Raw genomic sequence first — 14,175 nt, forward strand, 5'->3', positions numbered from 1 at the left:
CGTTACGCCACGTTTATGCCACATACAGCAGCACCGCGCCGAAATGGCATGCGCTGCCGCCCAGTACAAACAAATGCCAGACGCCGTGACCGTAGCGCCATTTGTGGTCGGTGACGAAGAAGGCGATGCCCACCGTGTAGACCACGCCGCCGGCGGCCAACCACATGAAGCCGTTCCAGCCCAGCGCGTCGATCAGCGGACTGGCGCCGATCACGCCAACCCAGCCCATGGCGACGTAGATCACCAGCGACAGCACGCGCGCGCCCTTGGCGTACCAGATTTCCTGCAGAATGCCGACGACGGCCAGCCCCCAGACCACGCCGAACAGCGACCAGCCCCACGGTCCGCGCAGGCTGACCAGCGTGAACGGCGTATAGCTGCCGGCGATGAGCAGGTAGATGGCGCAATGGTCCATCCGCCGCAGCACGTCTTTGGCGCGGCCACGCATGCTGTGATACAGGGTCGAGGTCAGATACAGTCCGAGCAAGGTGGCGGCGTAGACGCTGAAGCTGACCACCTTCCAGATGTCGCCGCTGCGCGCCGCCATCACGATCAGCAGCGTGCCGCCGATGGCGGCCAGCACCGCGCCGACGACGTGGGTGATGCTGTTGAAGCGCTCTCCGTAATACATATGTGCTTCCAATGCAGATGTGGCCACGGCAGGGAGCGCTGTGGCCAGGTGCATTGTATAGCGCATCGCCGCCCGCCACGATCGTGTTCACCACGCGCTCAAGAGCGTTCAGCCATATACCCGCGCCGCGATACCTTCGGTCCCGCCTGCATCGACCATACCTTATTTGCAATTAGCAAAAACTCAATCGTAGCATATTAGGAATTAATTCAAAGCAATGTTACAAATTCGTTCAATTGGGGGATTGACCGGCATGCGACACGTGTCGCATAATCATCCCAATCGTCGCATAAAGGTCCAGCCATGTCCGTCAATACCCCCATTCCCTCTGTCAGCGAGCTGACACTGCTGAAAGCGCTGTGGAAGCAACAACCGCTCAGCGCCCGCGAGATCCACGACGCCGCCGCCGACGAACTGGCGTGGTCGTTCTCGTCGACCCGCAAGACGCTGGACCGCATGCTGGAAAAGCGCATGGTCAGCCTGCAAACGGTCCACGGCATCAACGTCTACAGCGCGCAGCTGGAAAAAGTCGGCACCCTGGCCGCGTTCGCGCACGACTTCGGCCGTCGCGTGATGGAGATGGACGCGCCGCTGCCCGTCACCATGTTCACCGGCAGCAAACTGGTCGACCAGCAGGAGTTGGCGCAATTGGAGCAGATGCTGCACGAGTGGCCGGACGACGACGCGGCCAAGCCATGATGTCCGCCTATGTGCTGATGTTCAAATGGCTGCTGGCCAGCGTCAGCTGCGCGCTGGCGGGGCTGGCGATGTACTACCTGCTGAACGCCGCGCTGCGTGTGTGGCCGGCGCTGGCGGCGCGTCGCGCGGTATGGCTGGCCGCGCAAGTGGTCGTCGCCGGCGCGGCACTGCTGCCCTTCCTGCCGCACGGCGAACAAATCAGCGTGGCGCCGGCCGTCACGTTGAACGCGGAAGAGTCATCGGCCATCCGCGGCCTGGCGCTGGACGATGGCGGCGATGAACATGGCGACGCCGAGCCACTCGGCCATGCCGATACCGCGCCGCGTGGCGCAGCCGGTGATGTCGGCAGCCGGCAGCCGTCCATGGCTGCGCTGGCGGTGGGGCTGCCGATATTGTGGGCCGCGTTGTACACCGCCGGCCTGGCATACGCGCTGGCCCGCCTGCTGCGCGCCAATATGCTGTGGCGGCGATTGCTGGCGGCCACCCGGACCCTTTCACCGCGCGAGTTGCTGGCGCATGGGGCGTTCAGCGAGGATCAACTGTCCGAGATCGGGCGATCCCGCCTGACGGTGATGGAGACCGGGGCGGCAATCTCGCCGATGCTGATCGGCGTGCGCCGGCCGATACTGCTGCTGCCGCGCCATCTGCGGCAGTTCAGCGCCGATCAGCAGCAGATGATCGTCGCGCACGAACTGCACCACTGGCGCGCGCGCGATCCACTTTGCCTGGGCGTGTCGGCCGCGCTGCAAACGGTATTCTGGTTCAATCCCGCGCTGCGCCGGCTGGCCGCGAAGATGACGTGGGCGCTGGAACTGGCGTGCGACCACCGCGTGCTGGCCGGCCGTCCACAGCAACAGCGCAAGCGCTACGCCGCCGCGCTGCTGCAACAGTGGAAGGCGCAGGCAACCATGGCGCCGAATGGCGGCCTGGCGTTCGGCGGCATTCATGGCGAGACCATCGCCGCGCGCATCCTGCATATGCAGAAAACCTCGCTGCCGGCGCTGAACACCGTGGCCGCGTGGACCGTGGCGGCGCTGATGGCGGCGGTGCTGGCGGCGGGCGCCCTGCTGCAGCCTGCGCTGGCGTTCAATATCGAGCGGCAGGCCACGGCCGGGCCGGCGGCTGTCGATACCTTGGCGCCGGCCGCCGCCACCTGGCGCCATCCGCTCGACAAGATGCGCGTGTCCGGCTTCTTCGGCGTGCGGCGCGACGTCTCGAACAGGCCGCACCAAGGAATCGACCTGGCGGCGCCCAAAGGCACGCCGATACACGCGGCGGCGGCCGGCAAAGTGATCGCAGCCGGCGAGCTGGCGGAGAACAATGGCCGCTACGGCACCTCGGTCATTATCGAAACCGGCTCGCGGCAAACGCTGTATGCACATTTGAACGGCATCGCCGTCAAAGCCGGCGACCGCGTCACCGCCGGACAACTGATCGGCGCCGTCGGCGAAACCGGCTTCGCCACCGGGCCGCATCTGCACTTCGAGGTGCGTGAGGATAGTCGGACGATCGATCCGGCGACGGTGCTCGCCGATCTCGACGCCCACGCCACCCGGCGCGCGCTGAAGGTCAGACGTCTGCAACAAGGCTACTAGGCCGCCACCCCACTCCCCTTATTCAACCATTCTTTGCCGGTAAGCCGCAGCCTTTCCAGGCCGCGGCAAGGCGAACTGCCGCCCGAAATTTGGCGGCGACCATTGAGGAACCGTTATGCCGTTACACCGAATCGCCGGCGGCTTGCTGCTGATCTCCGCCGCAGGCGCCAGCGCCGCCGACATACCCGAGCCGCTGCAAGTGCAGGTCACGGGCGCCCGCGCCGACCAGCGCCAGCGCGAAACCACCACCGCCATCGTCATCCGGCATGAGGAACTGGTGCGCCAGGGCGACCAGTCCCTGTCCGACGCGCTCAAGCGCCTGCCGGGCATCAGCATCTCAGGCACACCAGGCCAGGGCGGCGCTATCAGCATGCGCGGCCTGGGCAACGGCTACACACAGATCATGCTGAACGGCGAGCCGGTGGCGGCCGGGTTTTCGCTGGACTCCATCGCACCCGAGATGATCGAACGCGTCGAGATCATGCGCAGCGCGACGGCGGAATTCAGCAATCAGGCGGTGGCCGGCGCCATCAACGTGATCCTGAAAAAGGCGGTCAGGCGCGGCCAGCGTTCGCTTGGCGCCAGCGTCGCCCGCCAGGGCGGCGGGACCACGCCCACGCTGACGGCGCAGTTCTCCGACCAGGACAAAGGCTATTCATACAGTCTGGCGGCGACGGTGCAGCGCAAGCAGCTGAACAAGCCCTTTACCGACCAGGAGGAGCAGCGTGACCTGAATGGCGCCTTGATCCTGTTGCGACGCACGCCGCAAACCGATACCGGCCGCACGGACTCGCTGACCCTGACGCCGCGCCTTAACTGGACGCTGGCCGGCGGCGACACGGTGAGCTGGCAAAGCTTCGCCAATCTGCGCCGGGTCGACAATCACAACCGCGCCGACGAGACGGCGCTGGTTGGCGACAATAGCGAGTATCCGCGCAACCTCTCCGAATTCGTCGCCGACTTCGTCACGTTGCGCAGCGATGTGAATTGGACCCACTTGATGTCCCACGGCGCCAGGCTGGAAACCAAACTGGGCGTGAGCAGCAACCGTCGCAGCGGCACTTTCGATTTCTACGGCATGGATATCGAAGGCAATCCCAAGGCGCGGCACTTTGTCGAATCCGGGCCGTCGGAAACCAGCGTGACGGCCAGCGGCACGTATCGCCACCCGGTCGGCGAGCGCCACGCGCTGGCGCTGGGCTGGGATGTCAGCCGCGCCGTTCGCAACGAGGACCGCAACGAAAGAACCTTCGGCGCCAGCGGCGAGCAGACCGGCGCCAACAACGCCGACTACCGCGCCAACGTCAATCGCCTGGCCTTCTTCGTGCAGGACGAATGGGAGGCGACCAAGAACTACTCGCTGTATCTCGGCTTGCGTCACGAGCGGCTGGAGACCGCGAGCCGCGCCGACGCGGCCAACGCGCCCGATGCGCTGGATTCGCGCTCGGCGGTCTGGAGTCCGTCGCTGCAAACCCGCTACGCGCTGCCGAACAAGGACGTGCTGCGCCTGGCCGTCAGCCGCACCTACAAGGCGCCGCCGCTGGTCAAGCTGGTGCCGCGCCGCTACACCAAAGACAACAACAATAACCCGACCAATCCCGATGAGCAGGGCAATCCGAATCTGCGCCCGGAACCGGCTTGGGGGCTGGACGCAGCCTACGAACATTATCTGGGCGACGGTGCGCTGGTCAGCGTCGGCACCTACCTGCGGCGGATACGCGACGTCACCATCACGCGCCTGTTCGAGCAGGATGGCGTATGGGTCGAGGCGCCGTTCAACAATGGCAACGCCAGTGTGCGCGGCGTTGAGCTGGAGGCCAAGCTGCCGCTGCGCCGTCTGTTGCGGGGCGCGCCGGCGGTCGATCTGCGCGCCAACCTGGCGCGCAACTGGTCGCGCGTCGACCAGGTGCCTGGACCGGACAACCGGCTGGAGGCGCAGACGCCGTTCACCGCCAACCTGGGCGCGGACTATCGCCCGGACGGTTCGGCGCTGACGGTGGGCGGCAATCTGAATTATCAGGCCGGCGGCGCGGTGCGACAGGCGCGGCAGGTGCGGCTGGGCAGCAGTCCAAAACGGGAGCTGGATCTGTACGCGTTGTGGAAAATCGATGCGAGGACCCAGTTGCGCATCGCCGGCAACAACCTGCTGCGGCAAACCGCGACCGAGTGGCACGATTACGTCGATACCGACAGCGTGCGGCACCGGGTGACGGTCACACCGAGCAGCGCCACGCTGCGCGTGATGCTGGAATATCAACTGTAGTATCGGCGATGATTCAAATGTGGGACAAGCGTCGGTCCAGCGCTTGATTGAAGGCCGTGCTGTGGTAAGGTTTCATCCATGACGCACGCACAAACCCAACCTTTACAAGAAGTCTATAAACCGTATAAACGCTGCATGGTCATGGGCGGTGGCGGATTCCGGTTTGGCATCTATATCGGCATGTACGCGGCGCTGCGGCAGGCCGGCAAGGCGCCGGACATCCTGCTCGCCAGCTGCGGCGGCGCCATCGCCGCGACCATCATCAACAACCTGCCCGACCCCGGCGAGCAGCGCGCATGGCTGGCGTCGCGCGATATGTACGACTTCTGGTGCGGGCTGAAATCGACGCGCCACGCGGCGCTGATCGGCACCCTGGCGCGCGCCGCCAGGCGCAGGCTGTCGCCGGCCAGCGTGCCCGTCATCCCCGACCTGTTCGGCGACTATCTGTTCGACATTCCGCCGCAACTGCCCTTCCCGTCCGCCAGCGGCGCGCCGGAGGTCGATGTCGCCATCATCGGCGGCAAGCTGCTGTTCGATCCCTCGGAAGTGGGCCGGCCGCGCGGCCAGCGCAAGCTGTTCGCGGAGACCGTGTTTTGCGGAGAGCGCGCCGCGGCCGCGCTGCGCGGCATGTCCTCTCCCCTGGCCGACGCCCGCTGGGGCGAGCACGCCGTCTCCCCCGATCTGCTGATCGATGGCGGCGTGCCGATCGCCGAGGCGGCCCGTATCTCGATCTCCGACATGATCTACTTCCGCTGCCGCCAGTATGACGGCGATGAATACATCGGCGGCGTACTGGATCTGTTCCCGGTGGAGATCGCGCGCCGGCTCGGGGACGAGGTGATCATGGAGTTCAAGGAGGCGTTCGACCAGGTGTTCTCGATACCGGCCTGGCGCGCGGTGCTGGGATTGAACGGCAACGCGCGGCTGCGTTATGCCAACACCCATCTGGCGGACTTGCGTATCGATTCGTCGGATGTGTCGCGCGTGCTGGCCAAACAGCAGTTGCAGCAAAAGCTGCACTGGCGCCGCAATCGCATCGAACTGGCGATGCCGTCGACGTACGACGCCTTTGTGCAGCACATGAACGACCAGTGGCAGTACGGTTACGACCGCGCGCTGGAGGCGCTGGCGCATCCGGCGGGGCAGCATCCGCCGGTGCGGCGGGCGACCAAGTACAGCAAGCGGTTGCGCGAGGTGTGAGGCGTGCCGCGCGACCGGTCGTGCAAGTGCCATCGGCGGCTACATGGCCGCAGCGGCGAACCCAATCCGCCGGCGGCGCTACGATGGCCGATTACGCTTCGCTAATCCGCCCTACGTGGCTCGCGTGTGTGCATAGGTCCGTGGCCGCAGCGGCGCCCGCCTCAATCCACCGGGCACGCGCCGCGACAGCGCGCGCGCCTCAGACAAAATCCGACGCCAGCGCCTGATGCAGCGCCTGCACCGCCGCCGAGCCTTCGCCCACCGCCGCCGCCACCCGCTTGACCGAGCCGCTGCGCACATCGCCGACGGCGAAGATGCGCGGCCGGCTGGTCTCCAGAAAATGCCGCCCCCGCTCCAGCGGCCAGGCTCCCGACGCCACGTCCGATCCGGTGAGCACGAAGTTTTTGTCGTCCAGCGCCACGCAATCGCCCAGCCACGCGGTATTGGGCTCGGCGCCGAGGAACAGGAACACATGGCGCACCGGTGAAGCCCGCGCCTCGCCGCCCGCCGTCTGCCAGACGATGCTCTCGAGCCGGTCGCCGCCGACCATCTCGACGATCTGCTTGCGCGTGTGCAGCGTGATATTCGGCGCGGCTTCGATGCGCTGGATCAGGTAGCGCGACATGCTGGCGGCCAGGCCGTCGGCGCGCACCACGATGTGGACATGTTTCGCATGCCCGGCCAGGAACACGGCCGCCTGTCCGGCCGAATTGCCGCCGCCGACGATGACCACCTCCTCGTCGGCGCAGAAGGTGGCCTCCATGAACGAGGCGCTGTAATAGACGCCGCGCCCTTCGAAGCGCTCCAGTCCCGGCAAGTCCGGTTTGCGGTAACGCGCCCCGGTGGCGATGACGATGGAGCGCGCGCGCAACCGCTCGCCGCTGTCGATGGCGATATCGAATTCCGCATCGCCGCAATGGAGCGCGCTGACCTTGACCGGCACCGCCACCTCGGCACCGAACTTGCGCGCCTGCGACAGTCCCCTGCCCGCCAAAGCCTGGCCGGAGACGCCGGTCGGGAAGCCGAAGTAGTTTTCGATCTTGGAGCTGGAACCGGCCTGACCGCCCGGCGCCTTGGCGTCCAGCACGGCCACGCTCAGGCCTTCCGAGGCCGCGTACACGGCGGCCGCCAGCCCGGCAGGCCCGGCGCCGACGACGACCAGGTCGAAGGTGCGGCCGTCGATGCGGTCGGAGCTCAGGCCGATGCCGTCGGCCAGCTGGCGCAAGGTGGGATTGCGCAGCACCTCGCCATTGGGCGTGACCACGGCCGGAATGTCCGCCGCCGTCACGCCGAACCGCGCCATCAGCGCGCCGGTTTCCTCGTGCAGGTCGAGATCGAAATAAGCGGCTGGTTGGCCGTTACGGGTCAGGAAGTGGCGCAGCGCCAAGGTCGGCGCCGAATCGCGCGCGCCGAACATGAGCAAGCCGCCGCTCTGGTCCTGCATGTAGGCGACGCGCCGCAGGATGTAGGCGCGCATGATGGTTTCGCTCAAATCGGCCTCGGACACCACCAGGGTGCCGAGCGACTCCTCGCCGATGACGATCACCTCGGCATCGGCGATCACGCGCGCGGTGGCGACGGCGGCGCGCCCGGCCAGGGTGCCCATCTCGCCGGTGAAGGAGCCTGGGCCGTGGGTGCCGATGACGGTCGTTCCCAGCGCGGAGGCGCGCTCGACCTCGATGGCGCCGGAGATGAGCACGTACATGGGAATGTGGCGGTCGCCCTGGCGGAACAATACGCCGCCGGCGGCGATGGTGCGACGCTCGCCGTAGCGGCTGAGCACTTCGAACTGGCGGTCGCTCAGCGTGGGGAAGATCTGGTGGCGGCGGTTGCCGATGTCCGATGAGGCCAAATGCGGGCTGATCGCCATGCCGGCGCCGGGCTGCTGTTCCATGCGTGTCCTCGTTCAATGATGTTGGGCGGCGGGGGCGCCGCCGCTAGCGGCACAGCTCGCGCCACGATTCCTCGAACTCGGCCGGGGCGACATCCTGCGCCAGCAAGGTCAGCTCTCGGGCGACCGAGATGTAGCGCTGAAATCCGATATAGGTGCCGAAGGCGTCCTTGGCGTTGACCTCGCCGCAGGGCGCGCCGCCCTTGCCGATGAATTGATTGCGAAATTGCGCGGAACCAGGGTCGCGGATCTTTTCTTTTACATATTTTTCGCCCAAACTGGTCAGTGTCAGGACTTCTTCCTGCTGCTTCTGCGCCTGGCTCTTGCCGCAGGCGGTCACACAGGCCAGCAGCGTCAACGCCACCGACAGCACCGCACCCCGGCGAAGGGTGTTTGCTAAAGTCATAATGTTTTCTCTTTTGTAATTCCCTGAAATCAGCTCTAATATAGCAGGTCTGTCAACCGTAACGCCGCAACACCTTGCATTGTTGACAGACTGTGTATTTGTTACTATCTCAAGCTTTACAGTTTGATCAGGAGATCGCATGTTACATAACCATAATATTCCCGCCCGTTTCTATCAAGCCTTGCTGGCCTGCACCTTATTGCTTGGTAGCTATGCCGAGGCAGCAGACAAACTGGCCAATGTGACCATCCTCGCCACGGGCGGTACCATCGCCGGCAGCGGCGCCAGCAGCACGACCACGGTCGGCTACACCGCCGCCACCGTCGGCGTCGACACCCTGATCAAGGCCGTGCCGGAACTGTCCAAGGTCGCCCAGGTCAAGGGCGAGCAGGTGTTCCAGATCGCCAGCGAAAACATGACCAACGAACACTGGCTGACCCTGGCCAAGCGCGTCAACGTGCTGCTGGCGCAGTCGGACGTCGACGGCATCGTCATCACCCACGGCACCGATACGCTGGAAGAAACCGCTTACTTCCTCGACCTGGTCGTGAAAAGCAGGAAGCCGGTCGTGCTGGTCGGCGCCATGCGCCCGGGCACCGCGCTGTCGGCCGACGGCCCGATCAACCTGTACAACGCCGTGCTGCTGGCCGCCAATCCCGACGCCGCCGGCAAAGGCGTGCTGGTGGCCATGGCCGACCAGATCCATAGCGCCCGCGACGTGAGCAAGACCAACACCTCGACCCCGGACAGCTTCAAGACCACCGAACTGGGCCTGCTGGGCTACATCCAGGGCAACAAGCCTTACTTCTACCGCGCCTCGACCCGCAAGCACACGGCTGACACCGAGTTCGACATCAGCAAACTGGACAAACTGCCGCAAGTGGACATCGTCTACGGCTACGCCAACGTCGGCCCGGTCGCGCTGAACGCGCTGGTCGCCGCCGGCGCCAAGGGCATCATCCACGCCGGCGTCGGCGACGGCAGCCTGGCCGCCCCGGTCAAAACGGCGCTGATCGCCGCCCGCAAACAGGGCGTGATGATCGTGCGTGGCAGCCGCGTCGGCCAGGGCATCCTGGCGCGCAACGGCGAAGCCAACGATGACGAGCTGGACTTCGTTGCCGCCGACACGCTCAACCCGCAAAAAGCGCGCATCCTGCTGATGCTGGCATTGACCAAGACCAATGACAGCAAGGCCGTGCAGAAAATGTTCTACACGTATTAATCTCGAGATACCGTGGGCGCATTAGCGGGCCTCGCCCGCTAATGCGCCCTACGGATAGTCTGGCCGCCGCATGCGGAACAGGCTATCCGCTCCAATCTCGAAGTAATCGGCCGGGCCGCCGCCGCGCAAAATCGTCCGCGAGCCCGCCGTGTCATAAATGCCGTCGCGCAGCAGTTCGTTGGCGATGTGCACACCCACCACCTCCCCCATGATCAGCCAGCCATTGGTCGGCTCGCCCGCCGCGCTTTGCAGGCGGATGATCTGCGTGCATTTGCATTCGAACGCGACCGGACTTTCCGCCACGCGCGGCACCCCGACGATGCGCGACGGCGCCGGCGTCAGCCCCGCCAGCACGAACTCGTCCACCTCGGGCGGCGCCGGCGCGCAGCTGGCGTTCATCGCCTCGGCCAGCGGACGCGTCGCCAGATTCCAGACGAACTCGCCGGTCTGCTCGATATTGCGCAGCGTATCCTTGCGGCCCTGGCTGGAAAAGCCGATCAGCGGCGGCGTGTAGTTGAAGGCGTTGAAAAAACTGTAGGGCGCCAGGTTCAGGTTGCCCTGTTCGCCGCGCGAGGAAATCCAGCCGATCGGGCGCGGCCCGACGATGGCGTTGAACGGATCGTGCGGCAAGCCGTGGCCCTGGGATGGCTGGTAAAAATAGCGTTCGGTCATATGGTTCCGGTAAATGCGGCGCACCATGGCGCCATGGCCGATTTTCGCACAAGGCTTTGACTTGTGCTTTGGGCCGGACTGGTCCGTCCACGCGCGAAATACCTGTGACGCCACCCTTGCGCGACCGGCGCGCGAGGTTTACGCTTGAGCACCTTCTCTGCCGAATGCACTATATGATCGAAGAATTGCAATTCCGTCCGCTTAAAGCGCCCCTGTCGAACAAGGCGCTGGAAGCCTACCGCAAGGACGGCAACCTGTCCGGGACGCTACCGAAACCGTCGCCTGCGAATGCACGCGGCAAAGTCCAATGGGTCAGCGTTGAATGGAAAACCAAGCAAATCGGCATTGCGCGCCTGGAACTGGCGCCGCCGGAATTTTGCTATGTGTCGGACCTGATTATTTCGAGCAAATTCCGTGGACGCGGCGTCGGCCGCTGGTTCCTGGCGCGCATCGAACAATACTGCCACGGCCATGGCATCCGCCGCCTGCTGCTCGAAGCGGCCGACGGCACCGATTCTTTCTACAAGGCGCAGGCGTTCGCCACCGATCCCTTGCTGCCGAACCTGCTGAAAAAAGATATCAATCCCTTCCAGCGCAAAATGTTCGTGCCAGTTGGCGGATGAGTTACTGACGAATTCCGAGCGGCCATAAAAAAACGCGTCTGAGTTCGTAGGCTCAGACGCGTCGGACAACACCTACCCTAGGTTAAGCTTTTTTGGCTTGCTTGCGGCGTGCGACAAAGCCCAGCAGGCCCAGGCCGGCGGCCATCATGCCGTAGGTTGCTGGTTCCGGCACTGCCGAAACGGCGATGGTCAGGTCGGAGCCGTAAGCGCCGCCGCCGGTGCCGGCGACCAGGCCGTCAACTTGAACGAAATAGCTGCCTGCCGACAGGCCGGTCGCGGTCAATTCCCAACGATCGGTCGGATGCGCACCACCGCCGGTGAAGTTGCTGCCCGTATAGGTACCCAGCACCGCGTCGGTCATCGGATCGTATTTGATCAGGTTGAACGAGGTGATCTGCAGATCCTTGACCGTGCTCGACGCCAGGTAGCTCGACGTCAGCGAGGTGGACGAGTCGAAATTGGAGTTCAGAACGAACATATACTTATCGGTGAACGTGTTGGTGCGGTCGGCGCTACCGTAGGTGTTGCCGAAGTGAGCGTTGAAACCGCCCACGCCGTCGCTGTCCAGGTTGATGCTGACGGTTTGTCCCACGTTCGCGGCGAAAGCGGCCGAGCCGAACAGGCTGGCGCCCGCGATCATCGATGCCAGCAAGATATTTTTGATTTTCATTTTTGGTTCCGCAGTAGTTAGTATTTAAGCAATTAGAGTTACCGAACACCCTTATTCGGTGATGCGGAGAATATAGTTTTGTATCCGCGTCAACTGTGCGGTAGCCAACACAAGTGTCGAAATGTACAAATGATTTGTCGGGATGACATCAGGCCCGGTTGTTAACAAATTCTGTGGATAAGGCTGTTAACAAGCCTCACCCCCAGTGGGCAAGCTGATGTTTTTAAAGAGAAATATGTCGGTGCGCAAATTTCTCGCAGCCAAAGTTATCCACTGGCATTACACTGATGCATCTTTGCCTTTCATATCACAAGGAACCCATGAAATCGCGCCTTACCGCCCTTGCCTTTGCTCTCAACGCGCTCGCGCTGGGCGGGCTTTGCTACTCAGCGCCCGCCGCCGCGCTCGACGCCCCGGCCAAATACAATCTGCGCGAGCACTACACCAAGTACGAGTACCGCATTCCCATGCGCGACGGTGTGCGCCTGTTCACCGCCGTCTACGTGCCCAAGGATGCCGGCAAGCGCTACCCATTCCTGATGGAACGCACGCCCTACAGCGCCGGCGTGGACATCGACGACGAGCTGCATTACGGCGTCGATTTTTACCCGGACCGTGTCGGACCGTCGCCCGAGTTCGAGCAAAGCGGCTATATCTTCGTCCAGCAGGATGTGCGCGGCCGTTACATGTCCGAGGGCAAGTGGCAGGAGATGACGCCGCACGTCAATCCCAAGCGCGCCCAAGGCGAAGGCAACGAGAGCGAGGACATGCACGACACGGTCGAATGGCTGTTGAAAAACGTCCCCAACAACAACGGCAAGGTCGGCATCCTGGGCATCTCGTATCCGGGCTTCTACACCTCGGCCAGCATCATCGATTCGCATCCGGCCATCAAGGCGGCCTCGCCGCAGGCGCCGGTCACCAACCTGTACATGAACGACGATTCGTATCATGGCGGCGCCTTCATGCTGTCGGCAAACTTCGATTTCTACGCTGCCTTCGTCGACGTGCCCAACCCGACGCCGCTGCCGAAAACCTGGACCCGCTTCGACTACGGCACCGCCGACGCCTACGAATTCTTCCTGTCCCACCTGACGCTGTCCAACATCACCAATACGATGACGGCAAACCAGCGCACGCTGCTGATGCCCACCATCGAGCACGCAACCTACGATGAATTCTGGAAAGCGCGCGATATCGCGCCCCACCTGAAAAACATCAAGGCGGCCGTGCTGACGGTGGGCGGCTGGTACGACGCCGAAGACCTGCAAGGCCCGCTGACCACCTACAGCACGATCAAGCGCAACAATCCCGGCATCTATAGCGGCCTGGTGATGGGACCATGGTCGCACGGCGGCTGGAGCCGCTACGACGGCAAAAGCCTGGGCCATGTCCAGTTCGACTCGAAAACCGGCGAATACTTCCGCAGCAAGATCGAATTCCCGTTCTTCGAGCAGCATCTGAAAGGCGTGCCGAACAAGAATGTGTCGGAGGTGTACGCGTTTGAAACGGGCAGCAATGTCTGGCGCAACTACGCGGCGTGGCCGCCGAAGCAGGCCCAGACGCGCACCCTGTATCTGGGACCGAACGGCACGCTCGACTGGAAGCAACCGGCCGCCGGCGCCGCCCAAGCCTTCGACGAGTATGTGGCCGATCCGCGCAAGCCGGTGCCGTACACCGCCTATCCGGCGACGGGCGTGCCGAAGGAATACATGGTGGGCGACCAGCGCTTCGCCGCCACCCGGCCGGACGTGCTGACCTACCGCAGCGAGGTGCTTGAGGAAGACGTGACCTTGAGCGGCCCGGTGAAGCCGCGCCTGTTCGTCTCGACAACCGGCACCGACGCCGACTGGGTCGTCAAGCTGATCGACGTCTATCCGGCAAGCTATCCCAACAGCGGCCAGAGCGACGAACACCACACCGACGTGCCGAAACCGGCGCTGAACATGGCCGGCTACCAGCAACTGGTGCGCGGCGACCCGCTGCGCGGCAAGTTCCGCAATGGTTTCGAGAACCCGCAGCCGTTCACGCCGGGCAAGGTGGAGGCGGTCAACTACACGATGAGCGACGTCAACCACACCTTCCGGCGCGGACACCGCATCATGGTGCAGATCCAGAGCTCGTGGTTCCCGCTGGTGGATTTGAATCCGCAGACCTTTGTCGACATTCCGAAAGCCAAGCCGGAGGACTTCCAGAAGGCGACGCAACGGATTTACCGCGCGCCGTCGATGTACTCGGGCATCGAAGTACAGCTGTTGCCGTCGGCGCGCTGATTAGCTGTTTCTTGCGTAACTAGCATCTTA

The 14,175-nt window shown here is 64.2% G+C and carries 12 protein-coding genes; 7 read left to right on the forward strand and 5 right to left on the reverse strand.

Going from position 1 to position 14,175, the window contains the following annotated elements; all coding sequences use genetic code 11:
- Window positions 1-13: 13 nt before the first annotated feature.
- Window positions 14-631 carry a PAQR family membrane homeostasis protein TrhA gene (gene trhA / locus AC07P1_RS16895; RefSeq protein ID WP_494696914.1) on the reverse strand — a complete coding sequence of 206 codons (618 nt, stop codon included), beginning with the start codon at window positions 629-631 and terminating at the stop codon, window positions 14-16.
- A 303-nt stretch (window positions 632-934) separates the two neighbouring features.
- Between trhA and AC07P1_RS16900 the strand changes: the two genes are divergently transcribed.
- The 4 genes from AC07P1_RS16900 (at window position 935) to AC07P1_RS16915 (ending at window position 6,388) form a co-directional block, all read left to right on the forward strand.
- Complete coding sequence (locus AC07P1_RS16900; RefSeq protein WP_494696915.1) at window positions 935-1,330, forward strand: BlaI/MecI/CopY family transcriptional regulator; 396 nt, start codon at window positions 935-937, stop codon at window positions 1,328-1,330.
- Window positions 1,327-2,925, forward strand: coding sequence for a peptidoglycan DD-metalloendopeptidase family protein (locus tag AC07P1_RS16905; protein ID WP_494696916.1), 1,599 nt, complete (start codon window positions 1,327-1,329; stop codon window positions 2,923-2,925). The genes AC07P1_RS16900 and AC07P1_RS16905 overlap by 4 nt, the downstream gene beginning before the upstream one ends.
- 115 nt (window positions 2,926-3,040) lie before the next feature.
- Complete coding sequence (locus AC07P1_RS16910) at window positions 3,041-5,188, forward strand: TonB-dependent receptor plug domain-containing protein (protein WP_494696917.1); 2,148 nt, start codon at window positions 3,041-3,043, stop codon at window positions 5,186-5,188.
- A gap of 78 nt (window positions 5,189-5,266) precedes the next feature.
- Window positions 5,267-6,388, forward strand: coding sequence for a patatin-like phospholipase family protein (locus AC07P1_RS16915; RefSeq protein ID WP_494696918.1), 1,122 nt, complete (start codon window positions 5,267-5,269; stop codon window positions 6,386-6,388).
- Window positions 6,389-6,587: 199 nt separating this feature from the next.
- Here the strand turns inward: AC07P1_RS16915 and AC07P1_RS16920 are convergent, their stop codons facing one another.
- Together AC07P1_RS16920 and AC07P1_RS16925 are read right to left on the reverse strand one after the other, a co-directional pair.
- Entirely contained in the window at window positions 6,588-8,282 is a 1,695-nt protein-coding gene (locus AC07P1_RS16920; protein ID WP_494696919.1) for an FAD-dependent oxidoreductase, read from the reverse strand.
- A gap of 43 nt (window positions 8,283-8,325) precedes the next feature.
- Window positions 8,326-8,685, reverse strand: coding sequence for a hypothetical protein (locus AC07P1_RS16925; protein ID WP_315212421.1), 360 nt, complete (start codon window positions 8,683-8,685; stop codon window positions 8,326-8,328).
- 139 nt (window positions 8,686-8,824) lie between these two features.
- Here AC07P1_RS16925 and AC07P1_RS16930 point away from each other — a divergent pair, with 139 nt between their 5' ends.
- Window positions 8,825-9,907, forward strand: a complete 1,083-nt coding sequence (locus AC07P1_RS16930; protein ID WP_494696920.1) for a type II asparaginase — start codon at window positions 8,825-8,827, stop codon at window positions 9,905-9,907.
- Window positions 9,908-9,955: 48 nt separating this feature from the next.
- Here the strand turns inward: AC07P1_RS16930 and AC07P1_RS16935 are convergent, their stop codons facing one another.
- Window positions 9,956-10,579, reverse strand: a complete 624-nt coding sequence (locus tag AC07P1_RS16935; protein ID WP_315212419.1) for a flavin reductase — start codon at window positions 10,577-10,579, stop codon at window positions 9,956-9,958.
- Between the two features lie 173 nt (window positions 10,580-10,752).
- Between AC07P1_RS16935 and AC07P1_RS16940 the strand changes: the two genes are divergently transcribed.
- The gene (locus AC07P1_RS16940; RefSeq protein ID WP_494696921.1) at window positions 10,753-11,202 is read left to right on the forward strand and encodes a GNAT family N-acetyltransferase; all 450 of its coding nucleotides are present in this window, start codon (window positions 10,753-10,755) and stop codon (window positions 11,200-11,202) included.
- A gap of 82 nt (window positions 11,203-11,284) precedes the next feature.
- On the opposite strand, the gene AC07P1_RS16945 is transcribed toward AC07P1_RS16940, so the two are convergent.
- Window positions 11,285-11,872: an FxDxF family PEP-CTERM protein gene (locus AC07P1_RS16945; RefSeq protein ID WP_494696922.1), complete on the reverse strand. Its 588-nt coding sequence runs from the start codon at window positions 11,870-11,872 to the stop codon at window positions 11,285-11,287.
- Between the two features lie 320 nt (window positions 11,873-12,192).
- Here AC07P1_RS16945 and AC07P1_RS16950 point away from each other — a divergent pair, with 320 nt between their 5' ends.
- Entirely contained in the window at window positions 12,193-14,145 is a 1,953-nt protein-coding gene (locus AC07P1_RS16950; RefSeq protein WP_494696923.1) for a CocE/NonD family hydrolase, read from the forward strand.
- Window positions 14,146-14,175 lie beyond the last annotated feature (30 nt).

The sequence above is a fragment of the Duganella sp. GW821-FHT07F09 genome (genome assembly GCF_059418705.1).

Coding starts and splice junctions, on each gene's coding strand:
- trhA (WP_494696914.1), bottom strand. CDS start 631: ATGTATTACGGAGAGCGCTTCAACAGCATCACCCACGTCGTCGGCGCG.
- AC07P1_RS16900 (WP_494696915.1), top strand. CDS start 935: ATGTCCGTCAATACCCCCATTCCCTCTGTCAGCGAGCTGACACTGCTG.
- AC07P1_RS16905 (WP_494696916.1), top strand. CDS start 1,327: ATGATGTCCGCCTATGTGCTGATGTTCAAATGGCTGCTGGCCAGCGTC.
- AC07P1_RS16910 (WP_494696917.1), top strand. CDS start 3,041: ATGCCGTTACACCGAATCGCCGGCGGCTTGCTGCTGATCTCCGCCGCA.
- AC07P1_RS16915 (WP_494696918.1), top strand. CDS start 5,267: ATGACGCACGCACAAACCCAACCTTTACAAGAAGTCTATAAACCGTAT.
- AC07P1_RS16920 (WP_494696919.1), bottom strand. CDS start 8,282: ATGGAACAGCAGCCCGGCGCCGGCATGGCGATCAGCCCGCATTTGGCC.
- AC07P1_RS16925 (WP_315212421.1), bottom strand. CDS start 8,685: ATGACTTTAGCAAACACCCTTCGCCGGGGTGCGGTGCTGTCGGTGGCG.
- AC07P1_RS16930 (WP_494696920.1), top strand. CDS start 8,825: ATGTTACATAACCATAATATTCCCGCCCGTTTCTATCAAGCCTTGCTG.
- AC07P1_RS16935 (WP_315212419.1), bottom strand. CDS start 10,579: ATGACCGAACGCTATTTTTACCAGCCATCCCAGGGCCACGGCTTGCCG.
- AC07P1_RS16940 (WP_494696921.1), top strand. CDS start 10,753: ATGATCGAAGAATTGCAATTCCGTCCGCTTAAAGCGCCCCTGTCGAAC.
- AC07P1_RS16945 (WP_494696922.1), bottom strand. CDS start 11,872: ATGAAAATCAAAAATATCTTGCTGGCATCGATGATCGCGGGCGCCAGC.
- AC07P1_RS16950 (WP_494696923.1), top strand. CDS start 12,193: ATGAAATCGCGCCTTACCGCCCTTGCCTTTGCTCTCAACGCGCTCGCG.